The organism is Paenibacillus barcinonensis, from assembly GCF_003217495.1.
In the GTDB taxonomy this organism is placed as follows: Bacteria; Bacillota; Bacilli; order Paenibacillales; family Paenibacillaceae; genus Paenibacillus; species Paenibacillus barcinonensis.
In genome coordinates, this window is the sequence record NZ_QJSW01000018.1 from 13,895 (window position 1) to 30,810 (window position 16,916).

Here is a 16,916-nt window from a genome sequence, read left to right on the forward strand (position 1 = left end):
ATATAACGTTGACGACATATATAAGGAAGCCGTGTGATAAAGGAAACGGTGACAAGGATGCTTACGTTAGTTATGACATGAATCGGCCGCATGCCCAGTGAATTCACTGAACATGCGGCTGATTTGTTGTGAGATATAATGACATCGACAACGGCATGTCACCAGATTAAGGCTGATAGTGTATCGCGGCTGAAGTGTCTGATTCTCCGACACTGTTGATAGCGGATACCTTGAACCAGCCGCTTGTTGATGACGGTACACCATAATCCATACTTGTACCGGAGGTTGTGCCAATTTTGCTATATGCTCCTGACCCCGTTTCACTGTAGTAGACAGCATAACTTTGTACCTTGTCTGCTTCTGGATTCGAAGACCATTGAATCCGAAGGCCTTGCGAGAGGGCGGATACACTGATTTGCCCCGGTGTGCCCGGAACAGCTGTTGGTGCATTGTTGTTCACGGTCTCTCCTGGTGTGACGATCGTGCCTGGGACCTCAATGGGCTCTGGAGCCTCGGTTTCAGGCGGAGTAACACCTGCACTGCTTACAATCGCACTTGGTGCAGATTCCTTGCCTGCAACGTCTACAGCGGTGACATAGAATGCAAAGTTGCCGCTTAATGTTGCGTAAGCAGAGAACGATCTGGAGTCACCTGTCAGCACCACCTGGCCTTGATTCTGGAATCCGGCACCGTTCACTGAACGATATAGACGATAACCAACGACATCACTTTCAGGTGTAGCGTTAAATGTGATCGTTGCACGTTCCCCCGAGATCGAGAGGCGAACGTTACCAGGTGCATCCGGGGTTTTGCCGTTATCGGTACGCGGATCAATCTCTGTCGGCAGATCAGCAGCGGCATCCTCAGGCAGGTAATATGCCAGCGACTCGTGACGACTCATCCGTTTAAACGCATTTTGCAATTCCTTAATGAGATCCGAGATCGGCTTTTTACGTTTGATAACCGTTTTTTCCTTCAGCATATCATTAGGTGTTTCATCTCGAGGGATGTAATTTACACCGTTGTACGTAATATATTTCGCTTTAGCGACAGCATCATCGCTTTCCTTCGGAATAAATTTGCTATTGAAAATGTCAGTAACAAATTTATCGGTCAGTGATGTTGGCAGCTTGCCGCTGTATGCGGACACCGTCCGAGTTTCGATGCCTGACGGTTTTTTGAATGAATGGGTTACAAAAAGATCCTTTTGTGTTTCCACCACTTCATTCATGATTTTTGCCCAGAGCTGCTGCGCCCGTTTGCGCTGTGACTTGTTTTCCAGTGTATTAATCGGCTGTTTATAACCAACCCATACACCCAGCGTAACATCTGGGGTATAACCTTCAAACCAGACGTCTGCATAATTTTGAGTGGAGCCTGTTTTACCCACGATCGGTACACTTGATCTGTACTTGTAGTTCTCACGCACTTTATCGGCTGTACCTTCAGTGATGACGGTACGCAGCATATCTGTCATCAGATAGGCTGTTTGCTCCGAAAATGCTTGTACAGGCGCACGATCATGCTGGTATACGATATTTCCCTTGGAATCGACAATTTTGCTGATCATATAGGAATCATTGTATACACCTTTATTGGCAATCGCACCGTAGGCACTTGTCAGCTCTTCCACGGTGACACCGTACTGAAGACCACCGAGTACACCTGTTTGTGCTTGATAATCCTGCTTTTGGATTGTCGTGATTCCGAGCTTTTTGGCAAAAGTCCAGGCTTTTTCGATTCCAACTTCCTCATTAAACAGCTTCAATGCAGGTATGTTCAATGAATAATTCAATGCTCTGCGAGCTGTTACCAAACCTTGGTAACGGTTGTTAGCATTTTTGGCAATATGGTAGCCGCTAGAGCCGTCTTTCAGGATGATTGGTGAATCATCAATAATGGAAGCGGGTTGAATGAGACCTTCCTCCAATGCTGGCAAGTAGGCAGCAATAGGCTTCATCGTTGAACCTGGCTGACGGACCATCTGTGTTGCATAGTTCATCTGTTCATCTTTAAAGCTTCGTCCTTCAATCATGCCCAGAATAGCACCTGTCTTGTGATTAATAAGCATGGCTGCGGTTTGCTCTTTCCCCTTGACAGGATCGTCCGCAGAGAAGTTGCTGTTATCTTCCGCAATCGTACGCATCGTTTTATAAATCTCTTTGTTAATGGTTGTATAGACGCGGTATCCACCAGTACGTAGCTGGGATTGTGCCTCCTCCAGCAGTGCGCTGTTCTCTTTGCGGGATGTTTCTGCGTCTGTGCTTTTGCCAGCAGTTTTTGTTTTGTCCTCACTGAGCTGCTGCATCAAAATTTGTGCTGCCTGACGTTCCGTTTCCATCATAAGGTATGGATAAGTATTATAAGCTTTAACGGTTTTTGGTGCGAGCGAGCTTTTGATATCAAAGGCAAGAGCTTCATTGTATTCTGTTTGTGAGATTTTGCCGAGTTCAAGCATCCGGCGAAGAACGAGACGCTGACGATTGATGGCGCGGTCAAAATTGTCCTCTACAAAATCACCTTTACCGTTAAAGGCGGAGTAGGAGGAGGGCAGCTGTGGCAAACCAGCCAGATAAGCGGCCTGAGCCGTGTTTATTTTTTCGAGATCATTGATATTAAATAATCCTTTGGCTGCTGCCTTGATTCCATATACGTTGTAACCGCTTGAACCATTACCGAAAGGCACTTTGTTCAGGTAAGCTGTCATGATCTCGTCTTTGGTCAGAAAACGTTCCAGTCGGAGAGATAACAAAATTTCCTTCACTTTACGATCCTCGGTACGATCCAGATTTAGAAATACACGTCTTGCTAGTTGCTGTGTAAGTGTACTGCCGCCCGTTTGCACTGATTCCTTCAGCACCTTCTGTTTCACGGCACGGAGCGTTCCGCTCATGTCTACACCTTTATGTTCGTAAAAATGATTGTCTTCAATCGAAACAACGGCATCAATAACCTTTTGTGGAATCTGGTCAAAGGTGACCGGACGCCGATCTTCTTCCGTACGCAGTTGACCAATTGGACTACCGTCGGAAAAATAAGCGAAGCCTGTGATGGAGTTTTCGCTGACTTTTTGTTCAATCAAGGCCCTGGAACGGACAGGTTCGTCTTTGACGATGGAGCTGACGTAACCCATCAGAGCACCACCCACGAACAGTACGCCCATCAATCCGAGCACAGCCATCCACAGAATAAAACTGCCCAGTCTGCGGGCAAAGCTACGCTTGCGTACAGGCTGCTCTTCAGGCTTTTTCTTAGTAACATCACCCATTCAGTGTCTTCCTCCTTTTAACAGCACTTATTATAGCATAAAAAGACCAGTTTGCATGCCTGAGAAATACAAGTATTGGTCGAAATTTGCCAATCTGGCATGGATTATGCTATATAGCATGTGATATCGGGGGACATTTCATGAGTTGAAAAACAAAGGAAAAAGGCTGTCACGGCGTGAGAGCAGGACAGCCTTCGAGGAATTGCGTGTCACCAATAATCCAAATAGAAAAATTTACACTACATTTGTCATTACGTTCTGAAACGCTGGATGAGTTCGAGCAGTTCCTGAGTGAGATGTGCCAGAGCAGCCGAGGCAGCAGTGATCTCCTCCATAGATGCAAGCTGCTTCTCCGAAGCAGAGGCCACCTGACTTGCATGGTCGGCGGTTTCATGTCCAATCAATTTAAGCTGTTCAAGGGATGAGTCAACTTGATGTGACTCGCCTGACATCTGTTTGGCAATCGCGGAGACCTGCTCAATCTGCTCGTTTACGTCAGCAATCTGAGTGGAGATGGATAAGAACAGCTCACCGCTCTCGTTCATCACCTCTGCGATGTGAGTCACTTCATCGCTGCCCTTTTCCATATAGTCCACAATAGCTCGAACTTCCTGCTGTACCGATTGGATCAACACTGCAATATCGGAGGCCGATTGATTGGACTGTTCAGCGAGCTTGCGAATCTCGGCAGCGACAACGCCGAACCCGCGTCCGTGTTCACCCGCGCGTGAAGCTTCTATAGAAGCATTGAGTGCGAGCAGGTTCGTTTGGCGACTGACTTCGGTGATCATGCCTGTAATACGTCCAATTTCCTCCGAACGCTGCTGAAACTGCTCCAGTGCAGTCATGGAGGACTGAACAGATGAATTCGCACGTTCAACCATATCCATCGCTGCCTGCATCTTGTCTCTACCTGAAGAGGTTCGCTCGGTGACGGATCTGGAGGCCTGACTTACCTCGGTAGCGGCATCTGCTATCTTTTCAATGCCTGCGGATATTTCATTCATTGAACGGGAGGACTGCATCAGCTCCTCGACCTGCTTCTCGGCTTTTTTGGATACCTCCAGCCCGGTGAGTGCCATCTGCTCGGCGGCTTTGCTTGTATCCTCCGCACCAGCTGTCAATTGCTGTGAAGTTGAGCCTACCGATAAGGCATGCTCGGATATAACTGAGATCGTATGGCGCAACGTATTCATCATTTCGTTCAGATGAGTGGCCATGACCCCGAATTCATCCTTTGATCTTACAGGTAGCTTTTGCGTCAAGTCTCCGTCTGCAAGCTGACCGGCAACAACGTTCACGCGGTTTAATTGCTTCACAATGGAGAGGATCGTATACGTCACGACACCGGCAAGCAGGAGCACTGCAATTATCGCGATGAGCACAGACCACTTCAGGCTTTCGTAGAAAGGCTTCAGAATGACATCTTTGGGTAAGGCTGATACCAGATACCAGTCTGATTCGAGTCCTTGCATTTTTGCTGGCTCAGCGATAAACAGATCCGGCTTGCCATTGTCGATGGAAGCGTAGAATCCCGACTCGCCTGCTGTAATACGCTGAATAACGGCTTGAGTATCGGCAGATATTTGAGCGTCTTTCTTCACAAGCTCGGGCTTGGAGCCATGGGCTGCAATGTGCCCGCCGCTGGTAATCAACATCGCATACCCTTGATCAGGGTTGAGAGAGGAGATATTTTGCTGGAAACGATCAATTGTAAAATCAGCTCCGACGATGCCCAGGAATGTATTGTTTTCGTCGAGCAGCGGAAGAACAATGGAGACGAGAGAGACTTCTTTACCCGCTACCGTGTATGTTGTAGGTTCCGTCCAGTACAATCCTTTGGTAGCCTTGGGCTGCTGATAATATTTGCTTGTGTCGCCTGTTCCTTCGTAGGTGGTCAGCGGCTCGTAATGTAACGAAGAACCGTTTCGTACGATATAAGGAATAAAGCGTCCGGTTGCATCATCATACTTGTTTTTGTTGACATGCTCAGCGTCCTTACCATCAAAGGCATTTGGCTCAAAGCCGGTATATATCCCAAACACCTTGTCATCCTTCTTCAGATGTTCCTCCAAAATACGAACAATGTCTTCGCGGTTCATTGATCCGTGTTTGGCTGCATCCACAATCGTTGTACCAAGGCTGTCCAATGAGTTCCTCAACTGATTAATATCGCTCATAAAATCATTTTCGGCTACATTCGCGGCTTTTGCCGCAACAGATTCGCCGTACTGCAGGCTTTTGTCATAGACGGCTTTTGTATTAAAAGCGATTAACGCTCCAATAGAGCATAGGAGTACCACTCCAAGCAGCAAGCCAAGTTTTACTCCTAGTTTGGTATTTCTGAAAAATTGCATATGAAGTCCCTCCATGATGTCTTTATGAACGTTTTCTAGCGATAAATCTGTATTTATGTTTAATGATAATATCGTTATGTAAAGGTTAATAATGAAGATACGCTATAAAAAAACAAAAAACAGCAAAAAAAGACACAAAAAAAACTGCCGAGAAGTTCTCAAGCAGTTTTTTTGTGTTGTGGTGCAACGATTAACGGTTGTAGAACTCGACGATTTGTTTTTCGTCAATGTCTTGGGACAATTCAGCGCGCTCAGGCAAGCGGATGAATTTACCTTCTACAGCTGCTTCGTTGTATTCAACGTATGCTGGAAGATGCGAACGGTTTTCAATAGCTTCCTTAACGGAAGACAAACCGCGGCTTCTTTCACGCAAGCCGATTACATCGCCAGTGCTTACTTGGTAAGAAGCGATATCGACTTTTTTGCCGTTTACAGTTACGTGACCGTGTGCTACCAATTGACGCGCTCCAGCGCGGGAGTTAGCAAAGCCAAGACGGTAAACGAGGTTGTCAAGGCGGCACTCAAGCAAGAACATGAAGTTCTCACCGGCAATACCTTGCATTTTTTGCGCTTTGGAGAACAAAGTGCGGAATTGTTTTTCACCCAAACCGTACATGTGGCGCAATTTTTGTTTTTCTTGCAACTGCATACCGTAGTTGCTCATTTTTCTGCGTTGGTTAGCTCCGTGCTGACCTGGAGGGAAAGGACGTTTCAATTCTTTGCCTGTTCCGCTCAGGGAAATGCCGAGGCGACGGCTCAATTTAAATTTAGGACCAGTGTAACGTGCCATGTTTAAAGTAGCTCCTTTTTAGTTAAAGTTCATATAGGGCTCTGTTTGCGCTCCAATTTGTTGATGCGGGCTTGGCCTCGCATAGAACAATCAGGAAAGTTCAGCCGCTGTCCTGAAAGCAACAAAAAGAATGAGGGTGACACAACCGGTAACGCCCAAATTTAAAGACACCGAAGTAGTCTTCATCAACAATTTATTTTACATTCTGTAAGCATCAAAGTCAAGCAATAGATAAAGTCAGAAAATCGTCTAAATTTGTCGATAGGTCATTGGGCCTAAAATAATGGGACAATTTTCTGGAATATGGATGCAAAAAAGCTTTAAACAGAGTAAAATAGATGGTATCTTAACTTTAAACAATCTTGTGTATCAAGGTTTTGCGATTGTTTTGCAGATTTGCGATAGCTAAATGCAGATTAATGCATCCACCCGGATGTAAAAACGGTGCAAAGGAGCGCCTGACATGTTGGAACATCTAAGAAGTTTGCCTGCCAGCCTGAACTTGCGAAGTGCGGGCGATTCCACATCGTTTAATGTGCCGCCATCTCATGATGATCACGCGTTGTGGATGCAAAAAATGGATATAACCCCTTCTGACTTTTCATATTTAAGCAGTTTGTTAGGGCAAGCGTATGGGGATTGGACAAGCCAGCTGGATAACCCACTGCACAGAACGTTTACTGTATACAGTGTATGGAATACAGAAGGCGAATGTGTGGGGAAAGACAGCGGTCAGGAGTTTGATCCAGCCATCAATGTACGTTTGCTGGCATTGGAATGTGCGGAGAAGAAAAGTACGTTGTCCCAAAGCGGAACCAGCGTACAAGGAGATTATCTGCTTATTGCCGAGCCGTTATTTTCGAGAACAAACAGAGATTTGTTTGCCGTGTTTACTGCTCTGTTTTTTGAATCCAGCGTATCCGAAATTTCAGAAGCTGTAGTTCGATCTGAGGCATTGCACTATCGTACTTGCTTTTACCGAAGATTCGAATACATATTTATGACGGATTTGCTGTATGCACATGAACAAACAACGCGGGAGGAACACCGGAGATCTATTCTTTTTCAGATTGTGCAGCGCATGCATGACAAGATGGATGTCGGGGCCATACTGGACGAGGTTTTTGTAAGTATGGATTATCTCTATCCTTCAGCAAATATTATGCTGTATATGTCTCAGGATCAAAGGAATTTTAATCCAAGGATCAAGCCGCTACTTGTGCAGGAGCGTGGAGAGGATATTTGCGTTCGGTCCTTTATGGAGGGCAAGCTTATCGTATCCCGCTCGGAGGGAATGGAGAGGCGTATCATCGAAGTGGGCTTGCCGTTAAAAGGCAAACAAGGCATCTACGGTGTCTTTCACATCGAGATGAACGAGGAATTAATTGAGGATTCCGATCTGCAGCTTATTGCCATGATGGCAGATACTGCCGGGACAGCTTTTGAAAATGCTAAATTGCATGAACAGTCCCATATGCTGATCCAGGAACTTCGTGTAATCAATGATCTCACACAGCGCCTCAACAAAAGCTTGCAATTGATGGAGATTTATCAATTTTCCGGTCAAGAGCTCAAGCACACATTTCAAGCTGATTTTTGCTGCATTTTGCGATTGAATGACAATACGAACCGGTTTGAGGTTATGTCCACCAATGTCAAAGAAATCACTCATAAAACCTATCCGGTTGATTCCGGTATTGCCGGTTATATGTATCAGACGGAAGAGCCGTTGATTATATCCGATTATACGCAATTTGACAAAGTGACCTCTAACTTTATGGAGCTTACAGGCGCCATGTCGTTGATTGCAGCTCCAGTGCGGATAGATGGACAGGTGAAGAGTGTAATTTTGCTGGCTCATGAACGAGAGCATTTTTTCTCCTATGATAACTATCGCCTGCTTCAGATGTTATCCATCCATCTCGGGCTTGCAATTACCAATGCAACCTTGCATGCAGAAGTACGACGTCTCGCTAATCTGGATATGTTAACAGGGCTCTATGTAAGGCACTATCTGGATAACATCATTCACGAGCGTCAGGCTCATGATTACTGTGGTTCATTGGTTGTTGTTGATATTGATCAATTCAAGCAGGTCAATGATACCTTCGGTCATCAGACCGGAGATCAGGTATTAAAGCAAGTGAGTGACATTGTCACCAGTTCCGTTCGGCCAGAGGATATATGTGCGAGGTGGGGCGGAGAAGAGCTTGCGATCTACATGCCGCAGATCGGAATCCATCAGGCGCTTGCTTATGCTGAGCTGATCCGCAAACGAGTTGAGGCCGAGACCCGACCGCCTGTAACGGTGTCAAGCGGTATCGCTGAATGGAACTGGATGGACGAGAAGATAAGCGTGGAGTCCCTGTTTTACCGTGCAGATATGGCACTATACAGCGCCAAAAACGGGGGCCGAAATCGAATAGTGATTGAAGAGCAGGAAGTTACACGTTAAGAGAGAGCTATTCCGGATGCGGAGTCGGTTCTCTTTTTTTTGTATGGCATGTCCGAAAACGCTGTAAAGGATGCACTTCAGTAGGCTTCAAGACACGCCTTAGTATAAGTGTACAAGGTGAGGGCAATCTATGGAGAAAATGACCGAAAGGTGGATTCCATATGCTGAACCGTCCGTCGATGCGTACGTTGTTGTTAACCTTGTGTGTTATGCTGGCAGTCGTTCCGGGCTGCGGGATATTCCAGCGTGATCGGACACCTGAAGAAATCTTTGCTCTGGCCTTATCAGGCATGGCAGGGAAAGAGACATTGTCGTTTGAAGGGGAGGCGGGGTTAAGACGGGAAAACAGCGCAATGTTTGAAAATCAGTTCAAATTCGAGGGGAAGCTGGAGGAGCATGACCGGCTGACGCTGCAAACCCGTTTGCCTGGCGCAGTGACCGCAGCGGGTTCAGATATCTCAATGAATACCGTTAACAACAACGGACAATCCGGTGGATTTAGCGCTTCTTTTGAACGTAAACAAGGACAGTGGACTGCTTTGACAGCACAGCATGAGCCCTTGCGCGGATCGTTATCCCGCTTTAATCCAATTGCTCAACTGGAGAAAATTGATACGATGAAAAAAACAATTCAGTCCGAATATGGATCAGGGCGCCAAACGCAAATATTACGCATTGAACTTGCGCCAGAGGACGCTAAAGCCTGGGCAGCAAGCCAACTGAAGGACGAGATGAATACGATTCGGGCGGAGTATATGCATAAGGCGACCCAGGTAAAAGGTGCGGATCGGCAGAAGCTGGAGGAGGAGCTGCAGAAGGTCTGGCAGCAGGGAGAGTCTTCCATGCAGCGGATGTTCGAGAAGGCGGAGGTGCATACCGTGTACCATCTTACTGTGGACCGTAAAACGAGCTTGCCCATGCGCCTTTCTTCGGAAAGTCAGATGAAGTACAGGGATAACAATAGTCGAAATAATGTGGAGGCTCTGGTCACCGATGTCAATTTTAAATCATATCAATAACTAAACCTGTGACTGCCTGCTGACGGGATGCTTAGTGCATGCTACAATAGTAACGTAATTTACCGTTGTTCAATTCATTGAATGGCAGATGACAGGAGGATTTATCGAATGAAGGACCCTAGAATTCAGAAGCTTGCAGCAAACCTGGTCGGTTATTCTGTTGATGTACAGCCTGGTGAAAACGTGCTGGTTGAGATGATTGGATCAGAGCGTGATCTGATGAATGCGATCATTGAGGAAGTAGGCAAAAAGGGCGGTAACGTTTTCGTACAATTGACAGATCGAACGGTTCAGCGTGCGATGCTCCGAAATGCTACAGAAGAGATGATGAAAACGTGGGCGGAGATTGACCTGAACCGCATGAAGCAAATGCAGTGTTACATCGGTATTCGTGCTGGAGAAAATGTAAACGATCTGTCCGATGTGCCGGAAGAAAAGATGAAGCTCTACAATGCCCTGTATTCCCATCCGGTACATAGCGAGCAGCGTGTCAAACATACAAAATGGGTCGTGCTTCGTTATCCTAACGCAAGTATGGCACAACTTGCCAATACAAGTACGGAAGCATTTGAAGACTTCTACTTTGACGTATGTAACCTTGATTATGCGAAAATGGACAAAGCACAGGATTCACTTGCGGGTCTCATGAAACGTACGGACAAAGTGCGGATTACAGGACCAGGAACGGATCTGAGCTTCTCCATTAAAGACATTGGTGCAGAGAAATGCTCTGGTCAGAAAAATATTCCTGACGGCGAAGTGTACAGTGCCCCTGTTCGCAATTCGGTTAATGGCACGATCAGTTACAATACACCTACGCTCTATAACGGAGTTACGTTTGAGAATATTAAATTTACGTTCAAGGATGGTAAAATTGTTGAAGCATCGAGCAATGATACGAAACGTCTGAATGAAATTCTGGATTCCGATGAAGGTGCGCGCCATATTGGTGAGTTCGCTATTGGATTCAACCCGCATATTTTGCATCCGATGAAAGATATTTTGTTTGATGAAAAAATCGCAGGTAGCCTGCACTTTACGCCTGGTCAGGCATATGAAGAAACAGATAACGGAAACCGTTCATCCATTCACTGGGATCTCGTATTGATTCAGCGCCCGGACTACGGTGGTGGGGAGATTTATTTTGATGATGTGCTGATTCGTAAAGATGGTATTTTCGTTATTCCTGAGCTGGAATGTTTGAATCCAGACCAGTTGAAATAGGAACTGCATTTTGCAGTTGCTAGGAAAGCGGATTCACGGTATCATGTAGTGGTAATTAATAGATGATACTAATAGTGAAAAGACGGAGGGATTCCTATGTCGAGTAATAACGCGGCTGTAGTGGAAATTGCTCAAACAGCAGGCAAGTTTACTTCTTCAATCGTGCTTCATTCAGAGAACAAGTATATCGACGTAAAAAGTATTCTGGGCTTGTTTACAACACTGATCAGCACACACAGCTATGAGCTGCACGTTCATGGCCCGGATGCTGCTGAAGCGAAGGCAGCAATGTCCGAAGTGTTCGCCAAGCATGGTCTGAATGTAAACATTGCTTCTGAATAACAGCGTTTAAGAGCACCTCTGCCTCAGGGCAGGGGTGTTTTTCATTGAGAAAAGACATTGTGCAAAGTTGTGCAAGGGGCAAAAACGACAGAGCAAAGGATGGCTACAGGGTAACGTATAGCTTGTATGCTTATTTTGGTCAGGTTCTTGTATTAGCTCTTCATTTCGTCTAATATTAGATGTAGAACGTCTTTACGCGATTTTTGGGACATAGGGGGGAAATGATGCATGACTTCATCTGATCTGCAGGACCAGCTGCACCTGAAAGCAATCAGTCTTCTTCAAGAAGATGCAGATAAAATACAGAAGCTTATTGAAGTACAGATGGAGAATCTGGCTACCCGCTACTGCCCTCTCTACGAGGAAGTACTGGATACACAGATGTATGGGTTCTCCAAGGAAGTGGATTTTGCTGTTCGTGCAGGGCTCCTTCCAGAAGGTACAGGGAAGCAGATGGTTAGCGCGCTTGAACGGAATCTGGCGATTTTATATGAAGCACTGAACAAAAAGAATGAGCAATAGCCTGCGTCGCGCGGGTCAGTATAGAAGGCATGCACATGTTCGTTGCATGCTTTTTTTGTTTGTAGGAGCATGGCACGGGAATCTCAAAAAAAGACGTCTATGGGAAACGAATTTCCCACGGACGCCTTTTTTTGAACTGTTCGGTTATACAAGGAAGAAGGATACACCGAGAATGATATAAACGACAAGCAACAGCAAGCCTTCGTACCAGTTGGTGGAACCATCCTGTGTGATCGACTTCGCTATGAATACAGACACACCGATCGCTACCAGCTCAATGGTGGTGAACACGATGTCCATCGTACGACCGGTAAAGTAGCTGACAAAGATGAGCACAGGGGCGACAAACAGGGCGATCTGCAAGCTGCTGCCTACCGCAATTTCCACAGCTGCCCCGATTTTATTTTTCATCGCAAGCATGATGGCGGCACTATGTTCAGCTGCATTCCCGATAATTGCAACGAGGAATGCACCGACGAACAGCTCGCTCAGGCCAAACTTGGAGGTGAATACTTCAAGTGTGCCGACCAGCCATTCACTGACAAAAGCAACCATGACCGTTGCAATAATGAGATACAGGATGGACTTTTTTTTCGACCACTCCGGAGCATGCTCATGAGGCAATTCCTCATCATTATCGTCGGTTACATCCGCAAGGTAGGTTTTATGCGTAACCATGGAGAACAGTAGCCAGGCGATATATGCGGCAATAAGCAATCCGGCAACGATGAGACTGAGTGTATTCGTATCCCGCTGTGTGATGGAGTGGGTGTTCAGGAAGACTGCCGGAACAAACAGGGCGATGATAGCAACAATCATCAAAGAGCCGTTCAGTCCCGCAAGGGATACGTTGTAGTTCTGAATTTTATACTTCAGCCCCCCTGCAAAAATGCTGAGACCAAGCACAAGCAGCAGGTTTCCGATGATAGATCCGGTCAGACTGGCCTTGACCATGTCGAACAGGCCCTCTTTGACGAGAAAAATGGCGATGATTAGCTCTGCTGCGTTGCCGAACGTGGCATTCAAAAATCCACCTAGTCGCTGTCCTGCATAATGGGCAACATTTTCCGTAGCCTTGCCTAAAAAGCCGGCGACAAAAATAACCGAAATGGCTGATAAAACGAACTGCAGAATCGAATCCCATTTCATGTAGTGGGCGATGGCGCTGAGTACAAAAAATGCAATCAGCAAATAGGAGGAAATCCGGTTTCTCACAAAAAAACACCTCGGTTATGTACCTGATTTTGTTTGTAAATTGACATGATGTACCTATACGATTAATTTCATATTTCAATATAACCAAATGGTGGCAAGTTGTAAACGCACTTTTTTTAGTTAAATTTGCTTTTTGGGGTGGAAACGATTTAAAATACGAGTAACGAAGTGAAGGAGGATGTGGCATGGCAGAACAACTTCAAATGGAGAGCGGAAACATCCGGATTGCCGATGACGTGGTTTCGAAAATAGCTGGAATGGCTGCAATGGAAACGCCTGGAATCGCTGCAATGTCTGGAGGTTTGTCAGAGGGCTGGGCGAAGCGTCTCAGCGGTAAAAACGTGCAGAAGGGCGTGAGCGTGGAGGTCGGCCAGCTGGAAGCAGCCATTGATCTGCGCATCATCGTCCTGTACGAAACCCCGATTCATGAAGTGTCACGTATGCTTCAACAGAATGTGAGAGAAGCGGTAGAGACGATGACCGGATTACGTGTCGTTGAAGTCAACGTAAAGGTCGAAGGTGTATCTTTCAGAGGCGACGACCTGTAAAGGATGATCCATCAAAAAAAGACTTTGCATCTACGGATGCAAAGTCTTTTTTTGATGCTACTCTTAGCGAACCCGGCGAATGGAGTCGCGGGAACGAACTGCGGGAGAAGTACGTGTTTGAACAGTAACCGATTTGGTTTTTTCTTCTTTGATCGCTTCAAGGTTATTCGTGCGTGAGATGCTCAGCACAATTCCCATCGCAACCATCATGACGAACAGAGAAGTTCCCCCATAACTGATAAACGGAAGTGTAACACCCGTTACAGGGATTGTCTGAGTGACCCCTCCGATATTGATGAAGGCCTGGATCGCAATCAGTCCCATAATTCCTATGCCTACCAGTGTGCCAAACGGATCAGGGCACCTCAGTGAGACAACGATTCCCCGCCAGATAAAGTATAAATATACTAGCAGGAACAGGGCGCTGCCAATAAAGCCGAGCTCCTCTCCGATCACAGAGAAAATAAAGTCATTATAAGCATTGGGCAAATAATGCAGCTTCATGATGCCTTGACCAAGACCCGAGCCTGTAATGCCACCGTCACCAATAGCCACCAGAGAGCGGTAGAGGTTGAGACTTCCCCCATTAATATCGGATAAAGGATTAAGGAAAGCCTGAATCCGACCAATTTTGTAGTTCTGCTCTGCTGTCACTGTTGTAGCGGGATCCAGTGCGACAGGGCCAGGAGACATGGAGGAGAAGAGAGCATTTGCACCGAAGGCGAGACCTCCACCAAGCACTACCAGCAGAATAGAGCCGAGAATGTGCTTCATACTGGCACCGCCGGCATAAATGACAAGACCGCAGGTGGATACCAGGATGAAGCAGGTACCGAAGTCAGGCTGCAGCATGATTAAACCTGCAATAAAGCCTACGATAATTAACACGGGGAAATAACCCGTCTTGAAATCACGGAAACGTTCCCCTTTTTTGGTAATCAGAGCAGCTAAATAAAGAATAATTGCAATTTTTGCAAATTCTGCAGGCTGCAGACTGAATCCGAACAGATGAATCCAGCTTTTTGCACCGTTCAGTACTTTTCCTGTAATCAGTACGAGCAGCAGCAACGCCGTGGTGAACAGGAAAAAAGGTGCATAGAGCTTTTTGTACTTGTTAAAGCGGATGTTCATGGCAAAAAACATGCCAAATAGACCGATAATCGCCCACATAAGTTGTTTTTTCGTGAAGTAAAGGGCATCGTTGTTAAAACTTTCGCTTGCAATTGCAATGCTGGAACTGGAGCTGAATACCATCACCAGTCCAAAGCCCACCAACAATAAAGTGAGGATTAGCAGTTGAAAATCCGGCGTGCCTCTCTTCGTTCTCGTCTGGGCCTTTTGTTGTTTCATGGCATGGCCCGCCTAAGCTTCTAGCAGTTCTTTAAGCTGCTGTAGTTTTTGGGTGGCCAGCTTCACGACTGGCTGCGGAACGGAAGAGTCGTAATCAAGTCCATGCGGAAAAGTGGCTTTGCCGAGATAAACGGCTTCAACGGCCAGAACCGTATCGGGTTTTTCCAGCTTGCCTTCTACCGCGCGCGTATTAATGCGTACAAAGTATTCTGAGTTAGTTTGTTCATCTTCGATTTTGTAGTCATATGTAGCACGGTAGTATTCCCACTGCCACCGGACAAATCCGACTTTCTCGGCGCTCTCATCCAGGTATGCCAAGTCGCTTTTCAAGCCATCCAAGCCTGTGTTCTCAAAAATCATAAGCGTTTGATCCTCCTCATAAGCTTCCGAGTATATTTCTCGTATGTTACTCTAGTTCATGATAGTATGTTTCACCTTCCCGTGCAAGCTTTCCAAAGGCCATTCGTATCGGTTTTCATGCAATTCTGCTACAATATACTGCAATAGGTTTGAAGAGGAAGGTTAGCGGTTGTAAAAAGTGCCGTTGATGATCGAAAGGATGGGGTTACATGTCAACGAATATTTGGTGGGAAGATCTGCAGATCCACATGGTGGAATGGCGGCGTCACCTTCATCGCAATCCTGAGGTTTCCTTTCATGAGGAGAAGACATCCTCTTTTGTGGCAGATATGCTGGAGAGCTTTGGCATTGAGGTTAAACGACATGTAGGCGGTCATGGAATTGTTGGCGTACTTCGTGGAGAAAGGCCAGGACCTGTAGTGATGCTGCGGGCTGATATGGATGCATTACCTATTCAGGACGAGAAAAATGTAGCATATGCCTCTCAACAGGCGGGGGTTATGCATGCGTGTGGTCATGATGGTCATATTTCTATGCTGCTCGGAACGGCGCTATATTTCAGTCGTCACAGGCAGGAGGTCCAGGGTGAGCTTCGCTTTTTGTTCCAGCCGGCAGAGGAGTTGCTTCCAGGCGGTGCTGTGCAAGTGATTGCAGATGGAGCACTGGAAGGGGTGGATGTAATTTACGGAATCCATTTATGGACTCCCATTCCTGTAGGTGTGGTTGCAAGCACAGCAGGGCCAATGATGGCAGCGGCCGATGATTTTTATATTGATATCAAGGGTAAAGGCGGTCACGGCGGGATGCCTCAGGCTACGGTGGATAGTGTAGTCGTAGGCTCTGCTCTTGTTATGCAGCTACAGACTGTAGTCAGCCGCTCGGTTGATCCGTTGCGCCCTGCTGTACTAACGATTGGCACCATGCAAGCGGGTTCGGCGCAGAATGTAATTGCCGAACAGTGCAAATTAAGCGGCACGGTACGGACCTTTGATGAGGAAACTCGGAACGCAATGAAGGAACGGGTGCTTACGATGGTAGCGCAGACAGGGGCTGCCTACGGCGCAGAGACCCAAGTAAAATACATTATGGGTTACCCGCCCGTTGTAAATGATGAGCGAGAGACCGCGCGGTTCTTCCGCGAGGCTGAAGCGACGTTTGGTACGGATCGGGTTCAGAATTCTCCCATGCTGATGCCGGCAGAGGACTTTGCATATTATTTGCAGCAGGTTCCAGGGTGCTTCATGTTTGTCGGTGCAGGTAATCCGGAGAAAAATGCAGTGTATCCGCATCATCACCCGATGTTTGATTTTGACGAGGACGCGATGCAGACAGGTGTGCAGCTGTTTGTGTCCATGGTGAAGGGCTACACAGCCGAATTTTAAACATTATAGTTGGGCATCCTGATCATACCGAGGTATGGACAGGGTGCTTTTTTTTATGTTTTGGAGGAACAAAGATAGATTAGC

The 16,916-nt window shown here is 46.5% G+C and carries 13 protein-coding genes; 7 read left to right on the forward strand and 6 right to left on the reverse strand.

The features are described from left to right. Positions 1–166: 166 nt before the first annotated feature. The 3 genes from DFQ00_RS21560 to rpsD all read right to left on the reverse strand — a co-directional run bounded on the left by DFQ00_RS21560 (position 167) and on the right by rpsD (position 6,415). On the reverse strand, positions 167–3,268 hold the full coding sequence (locus DFQ00_RS21560) for a transglycosylase domain-containing protein (protein WP_110898554.1): 3,102 nt from the start codon (positions 3,266–3,268) through the stop codon (positions 167–169). A gap of 251 nt (positions 3,269–3,519) precedes the next feature. Next, entirely contained in the window at positions 3,520–5,625 is a 2,106-nt protein-coding gene (locus DFQ00_RS21565; protein ID WP_167433795.1) for a methyl-accepting chemotaxis protein, read from the reverse strand. A 190-nt stretch (positions 5,626–5,815) separates the two neighbouring features. Further along, positions 5,816–6,415, reverse strand: a complete 600-nt coding sequence (gene rpsD / locus DFQ00_RS21570) for a 30S ribosomal protein S4 (protein ID WP_110898556.1) — start codon at positions 6,413–6,415, stop codon at positions 5,816–5,818. Positions 6,416–6,878: 463 nt separating this feature from the next. Here rpsD and DFQ00_RS21575 point away from each other — a divergent pair, with 463 nt between their 5' ends. The 5 genes from DFQ00_RS21575 to DFQ00_RS21595 all read left to right on the forward strand — a co-directional run bounded on the left by DFQ00_RS21575 (position 6,879) and on the right by DFQ00_RS21595 (position 11,977). Further along, complete coding sequence (locus tag DFQ00_RS21575; RefSeq protein ID WP_110898557.1) at positions 6,879–8,870, forward strand: sensor domain-containing diguanylate cyclase; 1,992 nt, start codon at positions 6,879–6,881, stop codon at positions 8,868–8,870. Between the two features lie 161 nt (positions 8,871–9,031). Then, the gene (locus DFQ00_RS21580) at positions 9,032–9,889 is read left to right on the forward strand and encodes a hypothetical protein (RefSeq protein ID WP_110898558.1); all 858 of its coding nucleotides are present in this window, start codon (positions 9,032–9,034) and stop codon (positions 9,887–9,889) included. Positions 9,890–9,997: 108 nt separating this feature from the next. After that, a complete protein-coding gene (locus tag DFQ00_RS21585) occupies positions 9,998–11,113 on the forward strand; it encodes an aminopeptidase (RefSeq protein WP_110898559.1) in 1,116 nt (371 codons plus the stop codon). 96 nt (positions 11,114–11,209) lie between these two features. Continuing rightward, complete coding sequence (locus tag DFQ00_RS21590; protein WP_110898560.1) at positions 11,210–11,455, forward strand: HPr family phosphocarrier protein; 246 nt, start codon at positions 11,210–11,212, stop codon at positions 11,453–11,455. A gap of 228 nt (positions 11,456–11,683) precedes the next feature. Beyond that, positions 11,684–11,977, forward strand: a complete 294-nt coding sequence (locus DFQ00_RS21595) for an Fpa/YlaN family protein (protein ID WP_110898561.1) — start codon at positions 11,684–11,686, stop codon at positions 11,975–11,977. Positions 11,978–12,121: 144 nt separating this feature from the next. On the opposite strand, the gene cax is transcribed toward DFQ00_RS21595, so the two are convergent. Further along, on the reverse strand, positions 12,122–13,192 hold the full coding sequence (cax, locus tag DFQ00_RS21600) for a calcium/proton exchanger (protein WP_110898562.1): 1,071 nt from the start codon (positions 13,190–13,192) through the stop codon (positions 12,122–12,124). 185 nt (positions 13,193–13,377) lie between these two features. Between cax and DFQ00_RS21605 the strand changes: the two genes are divergently transcribed. Next, positions 13,378–13,740 carry an Asp23/Gls24 family envelope stress response protein gene (locus DFQ00_RS21605; protein WP_110898563.1) on the forward strand — a complete coding sequence of 121 codons (363 nt, stop codon included), beginning with the start codon at positions 13,378–13,380 and terminating at the stop codon, positions 13,738–13,740. Between the two features lie 63 nt (positions 13,741–13,803). Here DFQ00_RS21605 and ftsW read toward each other — a convergent pair whose 3' ends face one another. Together ftsW and DFQ00_RS21615 are read right to left on the reverse strand one after the other, a co-directional pair. Beyond that, positions 13,804–15,090: a putative lipid II flippase FtsW gene (ftsW, locus tag DFQ00_RS21610; RefSeq protein ID WP_110898564.1), complete on the reverse strand. Its 1,287-nt coding sequence runs from the start codon at positions 15,088–15,090 to the stop codon at positions 13,804–13,806. A 12-nt stretch (positions 15,091–15,102) separates the two neighbouring features. Continuing rightward, a complete protein-coding gene (locus DFQ00_RS21615; RefSeq protein ID WP_090923657.1) occupies positions 15,103–15,450 on the reverse strand; it encodes a YugN family protein in 348 nt (115 codons plus the stop codon). A 209-nt stretch (positions 15,451–15,659) separates the two neighbouring features. Between DFQ00_RS21615 and DFQ00_RS21620 the strand changes: the two genes are divergently transcribed. Then, positions 15,660–16,832, forward strand: coding sequence for a M20 metallopeptidase family protein (locus DFQ00_RS21620; RefSeq protein ID WP_110898565.1), 1,173 nt, complete (start codon positions 15,660–15,662; stop codon positions 16,830–16,832). Positions 16,833–16,916 lie beyond the last annotated feature (84 nt).

Excerpts from the sequence above, each read along its gene's own strand:
- rpsD (WP_110898556.1), bottom strand. The coding sequence starts at position 6,415 with ATGGCACGTTACACTGGTCCTAAATTTAAATTGAGCCGTCGCCTCGGC.
- DFQ00_RS21560 (WP_110898554.1), bottom strand. The coding sequence starts at position 3,268 with ATGGGTGATGTTACTAAGAAAAAGCCTGAAGAGCAGCCTGTACGCAAG.
- DFQ00_RS21595 (WP_110898561.1), top strand. The coding sequence starts at position 11,684 with ATGACTTCATCTGATCTGCAGGACCAGCTGCACCTGAAAGCAATCAGT.
- DFQ00_RS21590 (WP_110898560.1), top strand. The coding sequence starts at position 11,210 with ATGTCGAGTAATAACGCGGCTGTAGTGGAAATTGCTCAAACAGCAGGC.
- ftsW (WP_110898564.1), bottom strand. The coding sequence starts at position 15,090 with ATGAAACAACAAAAGGCCCAGACGAGAACGAAGAGAGGCACGCCGGAT.
- DFQ00_RS21585 (WP_110898559.1), top strand. The coding sequence starts at position 9,998 with ATGAAGGACCCTAGAATTCAGAAGCTTGCAGCAAACCTGGTCGGTTAT.
- DFQ00_RS21615 (WP_090923657.1), bottom strand. The coding sequence starts at position 15,450 with ATGATTTTTGAGAACACAGGCTTGGATGGCTTGAAAAGCGACTTGGCA.
- DFQ00_RS21620 (WP_110898565.1), top strand. The coding sequence starts at position 15,660 with ATGTCAACGAATATTTGGTGGGAAGATCTGCAGATCCACATGGTGGAA.
- DFQ00_RS21605 (WP_110898563.1), top strand. The coding sequence starts at position 13,378 with ATGGCAGAACAACTTCAAATGGAGAGCGGAAACATCCGGATTGCCGAT.
- DFQ00_RS21580 (WP_110898558.1), top strand. The coding sequence starts at position 9,032 with ATGCTGAACCGTCCGTCGATGCGTACGTTGTTGTTAACCTTGTGTGTT.
- DFQ00_RS21575 (WP_110898557.1), top strand. The coding sequence starts at position 6,879 with ATGTTGGAACATCTAAGAAGTTTGCCTGCCAGCCTGAACTTGCGAAGT.
- DFQ00_RS21565 (WP_167433795.1), bottom strand. The coding sequence starts at position 5,625 with ATGCAATTTTTCAGAAATACCAAACTAGGAGTAAAACTTGGCTTGCTG.